Source organism: Reyranella sp. (assembly GCF_004296935.1).
Lineage (GTDB): Bacteria > Pseudomonadota > Alphaproteobacteria > Reyranellales > Reyranellaceae > Reyranella.
Window position 1 is genome coordinate 14,962 of record NZ_SCVH01000013.1, and the last position, 15,356, is coordinate 30,317.

General features: G+C 65.9%; 16 protein-coding genes. 7 read left to right on the forward strand and 9 right to left on the reverse strand.

From position 1 onward, the window contains the following. A complete protein-coding gene (locus EPO55_RS01260; RefSeq protein WP_296334565.1) occupies positions 1-435 on the forward strand; it encodes a hypothetical protein in 435 nt (144 codons plus the stop codon). Here EPO55_RS01260 and EPO55_RS01265 read toward each other — a convergent pair whose 3' ends face one another. Beyond that, positions 436-819, reverse strand: a complete 384-nt coding sequence (locus EPO55_RS01265; protein WP_296334566.1) for a VOC family protein — start codon at positions 817-819, stop codon at positions 436-438. Between the two features lie 165 nt (positions 820-984). On the opposite strand from EPO55_RS01265, the gene EPO55_RS01270 reads away from it, so the two are divergent. Then, positions 985-1,665, forward strand: a complete 681-nt coding sequence (locus EPO55_RS01270; RefSeq protein ID WP_296334567.1) for a hypothetical protein — start codon at positions 985-987, stop codon at positions 1,663-1,665. Here EPO55_RS01270 and EPO55_RS01275 read toward each other — a convergent pair. Further along, entirely contained in the window at positions 1,648-3,378 is a 1,731-nt protein-coding gene (locus EPO55_RS01275) for an aminotransferase class III-fold pyridoxal phosphate-dependent enzyme (protein WP_296334568.1), read from the reverse strand. The genes EPO55_RS01270 and EPO55_RS01275 overlap by 18 nt on opposite strands. 29 nt (positions 3,379-3,407) lie before the next feature. Between EPO55_RS01275 and asd the strand changes: the two genes are divergently transcribed. Next, positions 3,408-4,274 carry an archaetidylserine decarboxylase gene (gene asd, locus EPO55_RS01280; protein ID WP_296334569.1) on the forward strand — a complete coding sequence of 289 codons (867 nt, stop codon included), beginning with the start codon at positions 3,408-3,410 and terminating at the stop codon, positions 4,272-4,274. A gap of 17 nt (positions 4,275-4,291) precedes the next feature. On the opposite strand, the gene EPO55_RS01285 is transcribed toward asd, so the two are convergent. Together EPO55_RS01285 and EPO55_RS01290 are read right to left on the reverse strand one after the other, a co-directional pair. Continuing rightward, on the reverse strand, positions 4,292-5,353 hold the full coding sequence (locus EPO55_RS01285) for a glycosyltransferase family 1 protein (RefSeq protein ID WP_296334570.1): 1,062 nt from the start codon (positions 5,351-5,353) through the stop codon (positions 4,292-4,294). A 5-nt stretch (positions 5,354-5,358) separates the two neighbouring features. Further along, positions 5,359-6,177 (reverse strand): UDP-2,3-diacylglucosamine diphosphatase, encoded by an 819-nt coding sequence (locus tag EPO55_RS01290; RefSeq protein WP_296334571.1) that lies wholly within the window; start codon positions 6,175-6,177, stop codon positions 5,359-5,361. Positions 6,178-6,298: 121 nt separating this feature from the next. On the opposite strand from EPO55_RS01290, the gene EPO55_RS01295 reads away from it, so the two are divergent. The 3 genes from EPO55_RS01295 (at position 6,299) to EPO55_RS01305 (ending at position 8,565) form a co-directional block, all read left to right on the forward strand. Beyond that, positions 6,299-7,237, forward strand: a complete 939-nt coding sequence (locus tag EPO55_RS01295) for a diacylglycerol kinase family protein (protein ID WP_296334572.1) — start codon at positions 6,299-6,301, stop codon at positions 7,235-7,237. A 163-nt stretch (positions 7,238-7,400) separates the two neighbouring features. Continuing rightward, a complete protein-coding gene (locus EPO55_RS01300) occupies positions 7,401-8,039 on the forward strand; it encodes a hypothetical protein (RefSeq protein WP_296334573.1) in 639 nt (212 codons plus the stop codon). 73 nt (positions 8,040-8,112) lie between these two features. Continuing rightward, positions 8,113-8,565, forward strand: coding sequence for a hypothetical protein (locus EPO55_RS01305; protein WP_296334574.1), 453 nt, complete (start codon positions 8,113-8,115; stop codon positions 8,563-8,565). A 193-nt stretch (positions 8,566-8,758) separates the two neighbouring features. On the opposite strand, the gene EPO55_RS01310 is transcribed toward EPO55_RS01305, so the two are convergent. From EPO55_RS01310 to EPO55_RS01330, 5 genes are all read right to left on the reverse strand, one after another. Further along, positions 8,759-9,973, reverse strand: a complete 1,215-nt coding sequence (locus tag EPO55_RS01310) for a lytic murein transglycosylase (RefSeq protein ID WP_296334575.1) — start codon at positions 9,971-9,973, stop codon at positions 8,759-8,761. A 13-nt stretch (positions 9,974-9,986) separates the two neighbouring features. After that, positions 9,987-11,339, reverse strand: coding sequence for a TldD/PmbA family protein (locus EPO55_RS01315; protein WP_296334576.1), 1,353 nt, complete (start codon positions 11,337-11,339; stop codon positions 9,987-9,989). A 17-nt stretch (positions 11,340-11,356) separates the two neighbouring features. Next, the gene (locus tag EPO55_RS01320) at positions 11,357-11,674 is read right to left on the reverse strand and encodes a hypothetical protein (RefSeq protein ID WP_296334577.1); all 318 of its coding nucleotides are present in this window, start codon (positions 11,672-11,674) and stop codon (positions 11,357-11,359) included. 6 nt (positions 11,675-11,680) lie between these two features. After that, positions 11,681-13,378 (reverse strand): 2-isopropylmalate synthase, encoded by a 1,698-nt coding sequence (gene leuA, locus EPO55_RS01325; RefSeq protein ID WP_296334578.1) that lies wholly within the window; start codon positions 13,376-13,378, stop codon positions 11,681-11,683. A 278-nt stretch (positions 13,379-13,656) separates the two neighbouring features. Next, positions 13,657-13,992: a hypothetical protein gene (locus EPO55_RS01330; protein ID WP_296334579.1), complete on the reverse strand. Its 336-nt coding sequence runs from the start codon at positions 13,990-13,992 to the stop codon at positions 13,657-13,659. A gap of 159 nt (positions 13,993-14,151) precedes the next feature. On the opposite strand from EPO55_RS01330, the gene EPO55_RS01335 reads away from it, so the two are divergent. Further along, entirely contained in the window at positions 14,152-15,345 is a 1,194-nt protein-coding gene (locus tag EPO55_RS01335) for a CoA transferase (protein WP_296334580.1), read from the forward strand. Positions 15,346-15,356: the final 11 nt, after the last annotated feature.

Here is a 15,356-nt window from a genome sequence, read left to right on the forward strand (position 1 = left end):
ATGTACCGTCCGATCGCCGCCGCCTTGCTGCTCGCGTTGGCGGGTTGCCAGTCTTCTACCGTGGCGATGGCGCCGCCCGGCCAGGACTCCGCCGGCAAGCAGTTCGGACCGCCGCCGGCCGGCATGGGCGCGCTCTATTTCTTCAATCCGGCGACCGCGAGCCCGGTCCTCAACGTGACGGTCGATGGGCTGGAGGTCGGCCAGCTCGGAACCCGGACCTGGATGCGCGCCGAACTGGCCGCCGGGCATCACGTACTGCGTTGCCGGGGCGGCAATTCGGCGAACGCCCGGTGGGTCAACATCGCGCCGGGCGACGTGCGCTTCTTCGACGTCCAGATGCTGCCTGGCCAGTACGTCTGCTCGGTGCGCGAGACCGATCCGGGCACCGGCCGCGCCGGCGTGCTGAGCGGCAGCCGCGCCCTGCAGGGGCAGTAGTCACCTCTTGGCGAGATCGCCGTAGGGTTTGGTGATCAGCTCGAGCAGGTGGCCGTCGGGGTCCTCGAAGTAGACACCGCGGCCGCCCCAGTAGCGGTTGATCTCGCCCGGGCCGCTCTTGTCGGGGTGTGCGTAGTAGGCAATGCCCCGGTCCTTCAGCTTCGCGAACCCGGCATCGAATTCCGCGTCGTCGACCAGGAAGGCGTAGTGCTGCGTGCGCACGTCCTTGGAATCGATGAAGTCGAGCGCAACGCCGTTGCTCGTACGCACTGGCACGAAATGGCCCCAGGGCGCTTCGGGTTGTACGCCGAGGATGTCGGCCAGAAACTTGGCCGAGGCATGCTTGTCTTTGGCCGGAACGATGATGTGATTGAGGGCTGCCATGCGACCTCCTGCGGACTTTTCTTGAATTTGGGATCGCCGCCCCGGCACGCAAGGTGCGCCGTCGCTCAATTGTAACGGGTGTGCGTTATAAAGTCAGACGGTGTGGTCGACCCAAGGAAGAAGCAAGACTCCGCTGTCCCCTCCACAAACAAGGAAAGCACCCACATGAGTGGCTTTTTCGATGCGCTGCGCGTGCAGCGCTGGGACGATCATCGCTATTACCATCACAGCCTCGTCAACCAGTCGCTGCATTTCGTCAGTGCGACGAGCTTCCTTGTCGCCTACGTGCTGGCTTTCTCCGACCCGGCGATGGCGGCCCTGATCGGCTGGCTGGTCGCCATGACGACCCGGCAGATCGGCCATCTGTTCTTCGAGCCCCGGGGCTACGATCAGGTCAACCAGGCCACCGACGACTACAAGGAAGAGATCAAGGTCGGCTACAACATCAAGCGCAAGCTCGTGCTGCTCGCGATCTGGGCGGCCTCGCCGCTCCTGCTGGTTGCCGATCCGACGCTGCTCGGCGTCTTCGCAGCCCACGCCGATACGGCCGAGCTCGTCCGCCATGTCGGCGAGCTCTGGCTGGTCGTCGGCCTCGCCGGCATCGCCTTCCGCGCAGTCCAGCTCTTCGTCCTGCAGGATGTCCAGACCGGTCTGGTGTGGGTCACCAAGATCGCCACCGACCCGTTTCACGACATCAAGCTCTATCACCGCGCGCCGCTTCAGGTGATGGCCGGCAAGCGGCGGGGCGACGCGATCTCCCACTCGATCTCGGAGTCGATTTCCGAGGTCATCGATGAGGAGGTTGTCGAGCCGATCCCCGTCGAGGTCTCAAAGTCGGGCGTCTAGGGGACGGCCGACAACGCCGTCTGGCTTCCGGCTGCCGGCCTTCCAGGAGGCGGTGTAGTGGCTGAGCATCTCGCGCAGGATCCGCCGCTTGATGGCGCGGTCGGTGCCCAAGGCACCGATTTCCCACCAGGCGCCGCGCTGCATCGCCTCGGCCGCGGCGATGAAGCGTTCGGCCACGGCCTCGAAGTCGGCCTCGGTGTAATTGAGGCTGAAGATCAGCCGGCCGGTGCCGATCCAGCTCAGGGCCAGCCCTTCGGCCCTGAGGTAGTACTGGAACATCCAGTTGTAGCGCGACGAGCGCGTGTAGCAGACCGTCCAGATCGACGACAGGTGCGTGATCCGTACAGGCAATCCGCGGTCGGCGAGCCGGTTGTTGAGCGCGGCGGTGCGCCGGTCCCAGGTGGCGTCGAGGTCGCGGTAGAGGCCCTGCATTTCCGGCGTGTCGAGATGGCGGAGGAATTCGTTCATCGCCGCCATCACGTAGGGATGGGAGTTGAACGTGCCGCGCGCAAAGCAGATGTCGGCGGGGCGATCGTCGCGGAAGCGCTTCATGTAGCGGTGGTGTCCGCAGACGACGCCGATGGGAAGCCCGCCGCCAACGGTCTTGCCGTAGGTCACGAGGTCGGCCTCGACGCCGAAATATTCCTGGGCGCCGCCCATGGCCAGGCGGAAACCGACGAAGATCTCGTCGAAGATCAGCACGATGCCGCGCTCGCTGCAGACCGCGCGCAGCTCCTTCAGCCACTGGGCATAGGCGGCGCGGCCGACACTGGCGTCCGGCCGGCTGTGGACCAGGGTCGAATCGGCGGGCGCGCCATGGTTGGGGTAGAGGGCCTGCGATGGGTTGACGAGCACACAGGCGATATCGGTGCGGCTGCGCAACACCTCGAGGGTGGCTTCCGACATATCCGCCAACGTGTAGGTATCATGCGCCGGAACCGGGTTGCCCACCCCGGGCTGCACGTCGCCCCACCAGCCGTGATAGGCGCCGCACAGGCGCACGAGCTGCGGGCGCCGCGTGTGGTAGCGGGCGAGCCGCACGGCCTGCATCACCGCTTCGGTGCCCGACATGTGGAACGAGACCTCGTCCTTGCCGGAGATGCGCGCCAGGCGCGCGACATTGTCGGCGACCAGCGACGGATAGGAGCCCAGCACCGGCCCAAGCGTGCTCACGCGCTCGGCACCGCGCTCGAGGCATCCCTTGTAGAAGTCGTAGCCGAGAAGGTTCACGCCGTACGAGCCGGTAAGGTCGTAGCTGGCATTACCGTCGAGGTCGGTGACCTTGACGCCCTCCGACGAGGCGAGAAACGAGCCCATGGGGAAGCTGGTCTTGGCAAGCCGGCTGAACTGGAACGGTACGCGGTAGCCTTCGGTGAACTGCAGGTCGGAGATGTGCCGGGCCGCGTCCGCGGTCTGCTGCAGCGTCCGCTGGTATCGTGTCCGGAACAGGCGCGAGAGCCGCTCGAACTCGACGCGCCGCCGGCCGGCGACCTCGGTCGAGGCATCGTCGGCACGAAAGAAGCGGGCGTCGTCGAAGCTGTAGCTCGGCACCAGGGCGGCGATGCGGCGCGACAGCCGCGAGTGGCCGCCCAGCGAGCGGTGCTTCGCGCGCGAGAGGGTGAGCCGCGCGCGCGCTTTCACGGCCAGCAGGGCAAGCAACGGTATGGCGAGGGCGAGACCGAGTACGGTGGAAATGCCCAGGTCGATGGCCATCGGTTCTACCTAGCCTCCTCAGCTGTCAAATGACGATTCGTTCCGAACTCGCGAAAGTCCTGCAGCACGAGGACATCAACTTCCTGCTGACCAACCGTATTCCGCGCCGGCTTGCGACCCGGTTTCTCGGCTGGTTCAGCCAGATCGAGAATCCGCTCGTGGCACGGGCGTCGATCGCGGTCTGGCGTCTGTTTGCCGATCTCGACCTCAGCGATGCGAAGGCACGGACCTTCAACAGTCTTCATGCCTGCTTCACGCGCGAACTGAAGCCCGGCGCGCGACACATCGATCCTGACCCGCAGGTATTGACGAGCCCGTGCGACGGTATCGTCGGTGCCTGTGGCACCATCTCCGGCACCGAACTGCTGCAGGCCAAGGGGTTTCCCTATTCCTTGCAGGACCTGATGCACGATCCGGCGCTGGTCGAGGCCTATCGCGACGGCCGGTACGTGACGCTGCGGCTCACCTCGAGCATGTACCATCGGTTTCATGCGCCTCACGACGGTGCGGTTGAGCACGTGACCTACATTTCGGGCGATACCTGGAACGTCAATCCGATCGCACTCCGGCGCGTCGCCGAGCTGTTCTGCAAGAACGAGCGCGCCGTGATCCGCACGCGGCTCCGCGGCTCCGGTCATCTCGTGACCCTGGTGCCGGTGGCGGCGATCCTCGTCGCCAGCATCCGGCTGCATTTCCTCGACGTGACGATGAACATGAACTACCGCGGCGCCGCTCGGATCGATTGCGACGCGTCTTTCCGCAAGGGCGAGGAACTCGGCTGGTTCGAACATGGCTCGACGATCATCGTGTTTGCGCCCCGGGGCTTCAGGTTGTGTGACGACACCCGGGAAGGCGCCGTGCTCCGGATGGGCCAAGCCCTCATGCATCTGCCCTGACCGCGGGTGGCGTCCCGTCAGGACGCGGCCGCGTCCGGCATGACGCGGCGCTTCAGCGGTTGCCAGACACTGCGCGGGACCTGGCGCAGGTTGGCTTGGAACTGCTGGGCGCATCTCGACCAGGTAAAGTTCTCGGCGTGGCGCCGGCAGGCCGCGGGATCGCCGGTCACGGCGGCGAGGCAGGCGGCGCGCAGATCCTCGTCGACCGCGCCCACGTCCGGCACCGTGACGACGTCGAGAGGGCCGGGCACGGGATAGCCCGCCACCGGCACGCCCGACGCCAGTGCCTCGACCATGACCAGGCCGAAAGTGTCGGTGCGACTGGGGAAGACGAAGCAGTCGGCCTGGGCATAGCGCATCGACAGCTCTTCTGTGTCGACGGAGCCGAAGAATTCTGTTCCCTTGTCTTGGCCGTAGCGACGCTTGAGTTCGGCGAGCTGCGGCCCGCCACCCACGACCCATTTGGTGCCGGGCAGGTCGAGGTCGAGGAAGGCTTTTATGTTCTTCTCGATGGCGACCCGGCCGGCGTAGAGCCAGATCGGCCGTTCGCCTTCGTGCGCGTCCCTGAGGCGTGGCTTGAAGGCCGTGATGTCGACGCCGCGCGACCATGGCACGAGGTTCTTGAAGCCCTGCGCGGCCAACTCATCGCGGATCGTCTGCGCCACCACCAGCACGCCCGCTGAAGGCGCATGGAAGCGCCGCACGAAGGCGTAGCTCCAGGAGATCGGCAGGCGGATGCGGGCGTGCACGTATTCGGGGAAGCGCGTGTGATAGGCCGAGGTAAAGGGAATGCCACGCTTCAGGCAGAAGGCGCGGGCGGACCAGCCCAGCGGGCCTTCGGTCACCACATGAATGGCATCGGGCGCAAACAGCTTCAGCATGTGGGCCAGGCGCGCCGACGGGAACAGCGAGAGGCGGATCTCCGGATAGGTCGGGCACGGCAGCGTGTGGAAGCGGTCGGGGCCGAAGACTTCTACGTCGTGGCCCTCGGCGCCCAGGATCTGCGCCACCGTCTCGATGGTGCGGACGACGCCGTTGATCTGCGGGCGCCAGGCGTCGGTGACGATGGCAATGCGCAACCGGTCTACTCCGCCGCCAACTGGACCGGCGCCAGCCGTGTCGGCAGCCTGGAAGAGCGCCGCGCGCTTTCCTCGGCCCAGCGCACGATGCGCAGCCGGCCCTCGAAATCCTCGACCAGCGCGGTGCAACTTTCGACCCAGTCGCCGTCATTGCAGTAGAGGATGCCGTCGATGTCGCGGATCTCGGCATGGTGGATGTGGCCGCAGACCACACCATCGACGCCGCGCCGGCGCGCCTCGTTGGCCACGGCGTGCTCGTAGTTGGCGATGAACTGCACGGCGTTCTTGACCTTGTGCTTCAGGAACGCCGACAGCGACCAGTAGGGCAGGCCGAGCCTGCGCCGGCCCCAGTTGAACCAGGTGTTGAGGCGCAGCGCCGCGCCATAGGCCCAGTCGCCCGAGATGGCGAGCCAGCGCGCGTAGCGGACGACGCCGTCGAACTGGTCGCCGTGGATGATCAGCAGTTTGCGGCCTTCGGGCGTCTCGTAGATCGCCTCGTCCTCGACCCGCACGTCGCCGAAGGTGAGCTGGCAATATTGCCGGGCCGCCTCGTCGTGGTTGCCAGGGATGTAGACCACGTTGGTGCCCTTGCGCGCCTTGCGCATGATCTTCTGCACCACGTCGTTGTGGCTCTGCGGCCAGTACCACCAGCGTTTCAGGCGCCAGCCGTCGACGATGTCGCCGACCAGGAACAGATGCTCGCTCTCGTTCTTCTTGAGGAAGTCGAGCAGGAGCTCAGCCTGGCATCCGCGCGTTCCGAGATGGATGTCGGACAGGAAGATGGCGCGATGTCGGGCAGGTGGATGACGCTCGATAACTGTCATGAGGTCACGGTCATGTGGATAAATCTCGACCGGCACTAAATCTGTCGGGCGCGATTGCACGACACGCAGCGGATTGTGTATGGAGGCCGTTGCGTGGCCGTGAATCGGTTGTGACAACTAGATGACATTCGCCTCGAATAGCGCCGTCCTGCTCATTCTCAATCCAACCGCCGGCCGCCGCCGCCGCGGGCTGGTGAATGAAGTGGTGCGCCATGTGCGGGCGCTCGGCTGGGCGGTCGACCTGGTCGAGACCGCCGCGGCGGGCGACGCCCGGCGGATCGCCGAGACCTGCGATGCCGCCCGCTATGCCGTGATTGCCGTGGCCGGCGGCGATGGCACCATCAACGAGGTGGTGAACGGGCTCGCGGGGCGTAGCGTCGCTGGGCCGGCACTGGGCCCCGCCTTGGGCATCGTGCCGCTGGGGACCGCCAACGTGCTGGCACACGAGCTGGGCCTCGGCTTCTCGGCCGCCGCACTGGCTCAAACGCTGACGGCCGGCCGCGAAATCCTGATGCAGCCCGGCGAGGCGAGCGGGGCCGGCCGGACCCGTCAGTTCTCGCTGATGGCGGGCGCCGGCTTCGACGCCAAGGTCGTGGCCGGCGTCAGTGCACCCCTGAAGCGCCGCCTCGGCAGGGCGGCCTATGTCTGGCGCTCCCTGGTCGAGGCCCGCCGCTACCGCCCGGTGCGCTATGCCGTCGAGGTCGATGGCGTGCGCCACGAGGCGGCGTCGGTGATCGTGACCCACGGCCGCCTCTATGCCGGGCCCTACGTCGTGGCGCCCGACGCGGCGCTGGGCAAGCCGCTATTGCATGTGTGCCTGTTTGAACGCTGGGGCCGCTCGCACACTCTGCGCTTTGGCCTCGCCCTGCTGCTCGGGAGGCTGCCGCGCACCGCGGGGTATCGCGTGATCGCCGGCCACGATATCCGGGTGTCGGTGCTGAGCGATGCCGGCGAGGACCGCCGCCAGCCGGTCCAGATCGACGGCGACGATGCACTCACCCTGCCGGTGTCGATTGCCCTCGCCGCGGGCGCCGTGCGGCTGTTGCGGCCGGCGTTGTGATGACAGGAAAGATAGAGTTGACAATTCAGCAGGTTTTAGGCTAAATTTCTGTCATGCTGACGGTACTGCGTCAGAGCGCCCGCCGGCTCCGTCGCGCGGGCTTTTTGCTGTCTGCAATCATGAGGCCGCCCCGACCGGGCGGCCTTTTCTTTGGGAGAAAGCCATGACCGATCCGAAAAGCGATGCCGAGACGATGTACGGCCCGGACGAAGCACAAAATCCATCGCCGGGAACGGCGCGCATAGAGCTGTGGTATTGGCCCATCGGCTACCATGGCCACACTTTTCTCAGGTTCATCGAGGCCGACGGGAAAGTCCAGGAATTGCACGGCTATCCCGAGTCCAGAAATCCTGGCTCCAAACCCAGCTCCGACGATAGGCCCGACAGATCGATCGCCGATGGTTCGAAGTTGAGTGTCGTTCATGACTCGTTCGGTCCGTCGGGCAAGACCAAGTACGACGATTCCCGACATATTGCGACGGTGGCCTCGGGCCCGTCCGATCGAATCTCCGAAATCTGGCAGCGCGGGATGGGGGCGCGGAACGCGATCAACGACGACAAGCGCACATTCGACTACAAGGTTGCGGATCCGAGTTACTTCCTGGGCAGTAACGGCGGACAGATCCAGAACAGCAATTCCGCGATTTATACGCTCGGTCAGGCGATGAAACTCGATCTCGATGGTCCGATCCGGAAAGCGGGTATCATGCGAAAATTTCCCGGCTGGGGCCGAGACTTGTTCGATCCGACGTACGACCGATACCTAGCGTCGCCACCCTTTCCGGTAAAGGATGCTCGATGAATACAACCAGAGATTGGTAGATCGAGAAATGCGCGCCCAACATTGTAGAGACCGAACTTCGAGGGAGCAGGAAATGCCGCTTCATGGAAAGCACGGTTTCGCTGCGATGCTGGTCGCTTTTCTCGCTATTGGCCTGGCAGGGTGCGAGCGCGAATACTGGCCGCAACGAACCTGGGTGACGAGCGCGGCTGAAAACGGGTACGAAAAGTTACCGGACGGCACTCGGCAGTACCAGAAGCCGTTCAATACATGGGTCGACAACCCGGAGCTGGCAAAGGCCCTGCAGGAAGAGATCGCGAAGAGCGGTCTCGATCGTGTCCTCGACAGGTATGAATTCGAGTGCAAGCCGCGGCCAACCGAGGGCTTTTGCGACGATTGCCGTAGCTGCGCGGCGGCCTTTTGGCAATGGGAGCGGAGCACGACTTCGTTCATCAAGCCCGGCTTCAAGCATCGAGGCGATGCGTTGGTCAGCATCCAAATTGGCCCGGGCAAGGCCGTGAGCGCGATGACCTACTGGACGAAGTAGGTCGGCAAGTGTGTGTCCGGGGGAACGGTCGGCGGCACAACTCCGCGATTCGGGCCTGTTCGCCAAAGCCATCAGCGTTGTGTCGCGAGGTCGTGCCAAGTCCTTGAAGCAGCGCACCAATCGCGGCGTCGCGGCACACGCTGCGGTACGCCTGGTGCGGCTTTGCGGCACATTTCGTGTGCCGCTCCTATGTCTACCGCACCGCCTGCAGGCGTCGCACCGTCTCGGCCGAGGGGTGGCCGTCGGCCGGCAGGCTGGTCTGCTGCTGGAACAGGCGGAGCGCCGAGCGAGTCTTGGGGCCGAGCAGGCCGTCGGTGTCGTCCTTGTAGAGGCCGAGCCTCGCCAGCCGGGTCTGGATGTCGATCACCGTCTCGCGCGACAGCGGCTGGTCGTCCTCCGGTGCCGCCTGCTGGACGCCAGGACCGCCCGCGATCTGGCGGGCGAGGATGCCGACCGAGAGCGCATAGAGCGTGGACCGGTTCCAGTTCATGACCGCCTTGAAATTGGGATAGATGATGAAGGCGGGGCCGCGGAAGCCGGCCGGCAGAAGGATCGACGCGGGCTCGTCAGATGCGGGCAGGGCAGCGCCGCCTGCCCTCTTCACGCCCATCGCGGCCCAGGCCTTCACCGGCTTCTCGACGGTGGTGTCGGCCTGATCGAGCGGGAAGCCCTTGGGCAGGAACACCTCCTCGCTCGACGGCAGGCCTGGCTTGAAGCCGATGCCGCGCAGGAAGTTGGAGGCCGAGGCGAAGGCGTCGGGCAGGCTGTTCCAGATGTCGATGCGGCCGTTGCCGTCGCGGTCGACGGCCCACTTGGTGAAGGTCGAGGGCATGAACTGCATGTTGCCCATGGCGCCGGCCCACGATCCGCGCATCTGTTCACTGGTCATGTGGTTCATGTTGAGGATACGCAGCGCCTGCACGGTCTCATTGCTGAAGAAGACAGTGCGCTTGGTCATGCAGCCAAGCGTCGCCACCGAGCGCACGACGCGGAAGTCACCCATGTAGGTGCCGTAGTTGGTCTCGATGCCCCAGAAGGCCATGATGTATTGCGGCGGCACGCCGTACTCGGCCTGCAGCGCATCGAGCAGGGCGCGGTGCTGCGCCATCTTCTGCTGGCCCTTGGCGATGCGGTCGGCCGACACCGTGCCGCCGACATACTTGGCGTAGGTCAGCGAGAATTCCGGCTGCCGTCCGTCGAGGTCGATCACCTTCTGGTCGGGCGTCAGGCCCTGGAAGGCCTTGTCGGCGATGGCGGCCGGCACACCCTGGCGCGTCGCCTCGGCCTTGATGCCCTGCAGGCAGTCGCGGAAATCGCCGCCCCCTTGAGCAAATGCGGGGGCGAAGACTGGTGTGGAAAGAAGCGCCGTCGTTGCGGCGAGGAGGGAGAATTTTGCGAAGGGGGTCATGGCCGCGAGAATATCACGAGCCGGCGACGGTCAGCCCTTCAATTCTCACCGTCGGGGCGTTGGTCGAGCTCTTGAATTGCAGGTCGCTGGCCGGTGTCATGTTCAGGAACATGTCCTTGAGGTTGCCGGCCACGGTGATCCCGCTCACCGGCCAGGCGAGCTTGCCCTTCTCGATCCAGAAGCCCGAGGCGCCGCGACTGTAGTCGCCGGTGACGCCGTTGATACCAAAGCCGATCAGATCGGTGATGAAAAGGCCGCTCTTGATGTCGCCGATCAGCTCGTCGACCGACACCTTGCCCTTTTCCAGGTAGAAGTTCGACGTGCTGGGCGAGGGCGGGCCGGAAACGCCGCGCGAGGCATGGCCGGTCGGCTTGAGGTTGAGCTGGCGGGCGGCGGCGAGGTCGAGCAGCCAGGTGGTGAGGCGGCCGTCGTCGATCACCGCCATGCGCTTGCTGGCCAGGCCTTCGGCGTCGAACGGACGGCTGCCCAGCCCGCGCTTACGTAGCGGATTGTCGAGGATGCGGATGCCGTCGGCGAAGACCTTCTTGCCCATCGCGTCCTTCAGGAAGGACGTGCCGCGCGCCACGGCGCGGCCGTTGATCGCGCTCGCGAGATGGCCGATCAGCCCGCCCGAGACACGGCGGTCGTAGACCACGGGCACGCGGGCGCTGGCGGCCTTGCGTGGGTTGAGGCGGCGCACGGCGAACTTGCCGGCATTGCGGCCGACCCTGGCCGGCGCCATCAAATCCTCGAAGTGGACGGCGCTCGTCCATTCGTAGTCGCGCTCCATGCCGGTTCCTTCGCCGCCCACGACCGAGCAGGAGAGCGACCAGCCGCCGCGGCTGTAGCCGCCGGAAAAGCCGTTGCTGGCGGCCAGCATGACGGAGGAGCGGCCCCAGCCCGCCTCGGCGCCTTCGGAATTGGTGACGCCCTTGACCGCACGGGCTGCATCCTCGGCCTCCGCGACCAGGGAGAGCAGCTTCCTGGCCGAGGGTCGGCCCCTGTCGTCGAGATCGAGGTCGGGCCATTTTCGAGCCAGAAGTTCTTCCGGGGCGATGCCGCAGACCGGGTCCTCGGGCACGGCGCGGGCCATGTCGACGGCGCGCTGGGCCACGGTCCGCAGCGCCTTGGGCGTAAAATCGGTCGAGGAGACGAAGGCCTGGCGCTTGCCCACGAACACGCGCAAGCCCAAGTCGCGGCCCTCGCTGCTTTCGAGCTTCTCGCGCCGGCCCAAGCGCTGGGCGACCGAGATCGACTCGCCGTGGACGTAAAGCGCGTCGGCCGAATCGGCGCCGGCGGCTTTTGCCCATTTCAGGAGGTCGGAGAGGAGATCGGCGTCAGGAGCGGATTTCTTTGCTTTGGCCATGACGCCGGTTCTACGCGCTAACGGGAGGTGTCGTCGAGATAGTACGAAAAGAAGAGGACACCCGTGGCGCCGGCCCCGAGGAGCCAGAAGAACGCCCGCGCCGCGTCGGCCACGAAGGCCGTCTCGGGCCACAGGCGGGCGATGGCCTCGGCTGCGAACTGGTGGCCGATCAGGCCGATCATCGTTCCCAGCATCAGCGAGATCGCCGCGTTCCAGACGTTGCGCGCCCCGCGCATGACCGGCCCCTCCCGCCGCTTGAGCGGCGAGGCGGGATCGGTCGGCACTGCCACGTTGGCAGCGGCGGCCGGTCGCGGCGCGGGGATCGGTCTTGCCAAGCCGCCCTACCTTGCGGCGCGAAGGGCGCGGTTGGCGGCGCAGCTCACGGCCTTGAGCGAGGCCGTGACGATGTTCGCATCCATGCCGACGCCCCACAGCACGCGGCCATCCGCGGTCTCGGCCTCGATGTAGCTTACCGCCGTCGCGTCGGAGCCGGCGCCGGCGGCATGCTGGTGATAGTCGCGCACCTTGATCTTGACGCCGCAGTTGCCGGCCAGCGCGTCGACGTAGCCGGCGATCGGGCCGTTGCCGCGACCGCTGATCGTCTGCTCCTTGCCGTTGAACGTCACCTTGGCATCGAGAAGACGCACGTCGGGATGGCCGGGCTCGGGCACCGTGGTGTGGCTGACGAAGGCGACCGGCGTCTTGTTCTCGAGATACTCCTTGCGGAAGGTGTCCCAGATCAGCGCCGGCTGGATCTCCTTGCCGGTCTCGTCGGCGATCTGCTGGATCACCTTGGAGAATTCGACCTGGAGGAGCCGCGGCATGTCGATGCCGTAGTCGCTCTTCAGGATGTAGGCGATGCCGCCTTTGCCCGACTGGCTGTTGATGCGGATGATCGCCTCGTAGCTGCGGCCGAGATCGGCCGGATCGATCGGCAGGTAGGGCACTTCCCAGACCTTGCTGTTCGACGCCTCGAGCGCCTTGAAGCCCTTGTTGATGGCATCCTGGTGCGAGCCCGAGAAGGCGGTGAACACCAGGTCGCCGCCGTAGGGATGGCGCGGATGGACCGGCAGCTGGTTGCAGTATTCCACCGTCTGGCGGATCTCGTTGATGTTGGAGAAATCGATCTCGGGATCGACGCCCTGGGTGAACATGTTGAGGCCCAAGGTGACGAGATCGACGTTGCCGGTGCGCTCGCCGTTGCCGAACAGGCAGCCTTCGATGCGGTCGGCGCCGGCCATGTAGCCCAGTTCGGCCGCCGCCACGCCGGTGCCGCGGTCGTTGTGCGGATGCAGGCTCAGGATCATCGAGTCGCGGTACTTGAAGTTGCGATGGCACCACTCGATCTGGTCGGCGTAGATATTGGCCGAAGCCATCTCGACGGTCGCCGGCAGGTTGATGATCATCTTCTTCTCGGGCGTCGGCTTATAAACGTCGCCGACGGCGGCGCAGATGTCGCGCGCGAACTCGAGCTCGGTGCCGGTGAAGCTCTCGGGTGAATATTCGAACACCCACTCGGTCCTGGGATCGGCGTCGGCCAATTGCTTGACCAGCTTGGCGCCCGACACGGCGATGTCGATGATGCCGCTGTAATCGAGGCCGAAGACCACGCGCCGCTGCAGGGTCGAGGTCGAGTTGTAGAGATGGACGATGGCGCGCTTGGCGCCGCGGCAGGCCTCGAAGGTGCGCTCGATCAGCTCGGGCCGGCTCTGCGTCAGCACCTGGATGGTGACGTCGTCCGGGATCATCTTCTTCTCGATCAGTTCGCGCACGAACTCGAAATCGGTCTCCGACGCCGCCGGGAAGCCGACCTCGATCTCCTTGAATCCCATCTGGACGAGGAGCTTGAACATCCGCGTCTTGCGGTCGGAGTCCATGGGCTCGATCAGCGCCTGGTTGCCGTCGCGCAAATCGACCGCGCACCAGATCGGTGGCTTGGTGATGACGGCGTTGGGCCACTTCCGGTCGGGCAGCGGAACCGGCTTGTAGGCGACGTATTTTTCGCCGGCGGTCGGCATCATCGGTTTCTGGACGGACATTTGAAACTCCTCGCGCCGCGCACGGCCAAATGGCTCTTGCGATCTACTGCGATGGAAAGGGGGCTGGCGGCGACTTGTGACGGTAGAGAGACGGACGACAACGCGACCCGCAGGGCCCCGGGCGTGGGGCGGCGGATCAGCCGATAAGTCGAAGCGTCTTCAGTCGCAGCATGATGGGGGCGAACTTCCCCGATTTGGGCGCATCCGTCAACCCAACGCACGGCAACACGCCCCGCCCGGCGATGTCCCGGGCGGGGCGGCCGTTTGAAACCTCTCGCCTAGCGCAGGGGCAAATTGAGGCCGATGCTCAGGCTGCCGCCCGGATAGCCGTAGGCTGGATAGGCCGGCACATAGGCGACAGGCGCCGGGTAGACCATGACCGGCTGTGGGACGGCGTAGACCACCGGTGCCGGCGCATAATAGCGCACGTGCCCCGGCGGGACCTTCACGTAAGCCGGGCCATAGTAGCCGGGGGCGTAGTATCCACGGCCCTTCTTCCAGCCATCGCCGGCCTCGGCGGTGCCGGCAAGGCCCAGGACGGCCACGCAGGCCGCGCAGGCCGTCAGAATGCTTCGGCCGCTCAGTCCACTCGGGAGCTTGTTCAGGTCGCGCATTGCAGCCTCCATCAACTACAGGAAAACGCCGGCAAGTGCTGAACGTTGCGTTCGGATTATGGCGGCTATGAGGAGAGGCGTGCCCGGATCCTGCCAAGTTTCGCAGCCGCCTGTGAGCAGTCTGTGCTAGTCGGAAGGAAATCAGGGGAGGAAACAGCGATGGCGGGTCCGTTGGCCGGCGTCAGGATTCTCGATTGCACGACGGTGGTGCTGGGACCGTGGGCCGCGCAGCAGCTGGGCGACCTCGGCGCCGACGTGATCAAGATCGAGCCGCCCGAGGGCGACACGACGCGCCAGCTCGGACCGGGCCGCAATCCCGGCATGGCTGCCTTCTATCTCGGCTGCAACCGGTCCAAGCGCTCGATCGTGCTCGACCTCAAGCAGGACTCCGGCCGCAAGGCGCTGTTCAAACTGGCCGAGACCGCCGACGTGCTGATGCACAACTACCGGCCCGACCCCGCCCGGCGCCTGGGCGTCGAATACGAGGCCTTCGAGAAGGTCAATCCGCGCCTGGTCTATCTCGCCACCTACGGCTATCGCGCCGCCGGGCCGATGGGACCGAAGGCCGCCTACGACGACATCATCCAGGCGGGCTCGGGCCTCGCCGCGCTGCAGAGCGTGGTGGCGGGCCAGCCGCGCTTCCTGCCCACCATCGTGGCCGACAAGACGAGCTCCAACGGCGTCGTCTCGGCTTTGCTGGCGGCCCTGTATGCGCGGGAAAAAACCGGGCAGGGCCAGTCGGTCGAGGTGCCGATGTTCGAGACGCTGGTCTCGTTCGTCATGGTCGAGCATCTCTACGGCGAGACCTTCCGGCCGGCGCTCGAGACGGCGGGCTACAAGCGCGTGCTCAACAAGGAGCGCCGGCCCTATCCGTCGAAGGACGGCTACTTCGCGCTGCTGCCCTACACCGACGGGCACTGGAAGGAGTTCTGCGGCCTGATCGGCCGGCCCGAGCTCGCTGCCGATCCGCGCTTCACCTCGCTCGCCAATCGCTTGAAGAACGTCGAGCACTACTATTCGACCCTGGCCGAGATCTGCGCCACCAGGACCAACGCCGAATGGGTGGCGCTGCTCGGCAAGTCCAACGTGCCGCACGGGCCGGTCAACACGCTCGACGACCTGTTCGTCGATCCGCAGCTCGAGGCCACCGGTTTCTGGAAGGAAGTCGATCATCCGACCGAAGGCCGGCTGCGCATGCCCGACATCCCGCCGCGCTTCAGCAAGACCAGGCCCGAGGTGACGCGCCTGCAGCCGCGGCTGGGCGAGCACAGCGTCGAGGTCCTCCAGGAGGCCGGCTTTACGGCCGGTGAAATCGACGCCATGCTGAAATCGGGTGCGACCAAGACGGCTTAGACCGCCGGCAA

Bases quoted from the DNA above. Each gene is read 5' to 3' on its own strand.
- EPO55_RS01310 (WP_296334575.1), bottom strand. From the start codon at position 9,973: ATGACCCCCTTCGCAAAATTCTCCCTCCTCGCCGCAACGACGGCGCTT.
- EPO55_RS01290 (WP_296334571.1), bottom strand. From the start codon at position 6,177: ATGACAGTTATCGAGCGTCATCCACCTGCCCGACATCGCGCCATCTTC.
- EPO55_RS01275 (WP_296334568.1), bottom strand. From the start codon at position 3,378: ATGGCCATCGACCTGGGCATTTCCACCGTACTCGGTCTCGCCCTCGCC.
- asd (WP_296334569.1), top strand. From the start codon at position 3,408: ATGACGATTCGTTCCGAACTCGCGAAAGTCCTGCAGCACGAGGACATC.
- leuA (WP_296334578.1), bottom strand. From the start codon at position 13,378: ATGTCCGTCCAGAAACCGATGATGCCGACCGCCGGCGAAAAATACGTC.
- EPO55_RS01315 (WP_296334576.1), bottom strand. From the start codon at position 11,339: ATGGCCAAAGCAAAGAAATCCGCTCCTGACGCCGATCTCCTCTCCGAC.
- EPO55_RS01295 (WP_296334572.1), top strand. From the start codon at position 6,299: ATGACATTCGCCTCGAATAGCGCCGTCCTGCTCATTCTCAATCCAACC.
- EPO55_RS01265 (WP_296334566.1), bottom strand. From the start codon at position 819: ATGGCAGCCCTCAATCACATCATCGTTCCGGCCAAAGACAAGCATGCC.
- EPO55_RS01270 (WP_296334567.1), top strand. From the start codon at position 985: ATGAGTGGCTTTTTCGATGCGCTGCGCGTGCAGCGCTGGGACGATCAT.
- EPO55_RS01260 (WP_296334565.1), top strand. From the start codon at position 1: ATGTACCGTCCGATCGCCGCCGCCTTGCTGCTCGCGTTGGCGGGTTGC.
- EPO55_RS01330 (WP_296334579.1), bottom strand. From the start codon at position 13,992: ATGCGCGACCTGAACAAGCTCCCGAGTGGACTGAGCGGCCGAAGCATT.
- EPO55_RS01300 (WP_296334573.1), top strand. From the start codon at position 7,401: ATGACCGATCCGAAAAGCGATGCCGAGACGATGTACGGCCCGGACGAA.
- EPO55_RS01335 (WP_296334580.1), top strand. From the start codon at position 14,152: ATGGCGGGTCCGTTGGCCGGCGTCAGGATTCTCGATTGCACGACGGTG.
- EPO55_RS01305 (WP_296334574.1), top strand. From the start codon at position 8,113: ATGCCGCTTCATGGAAAGCACGGTTTCGCTGCGATGCTGGTCGCTTTT.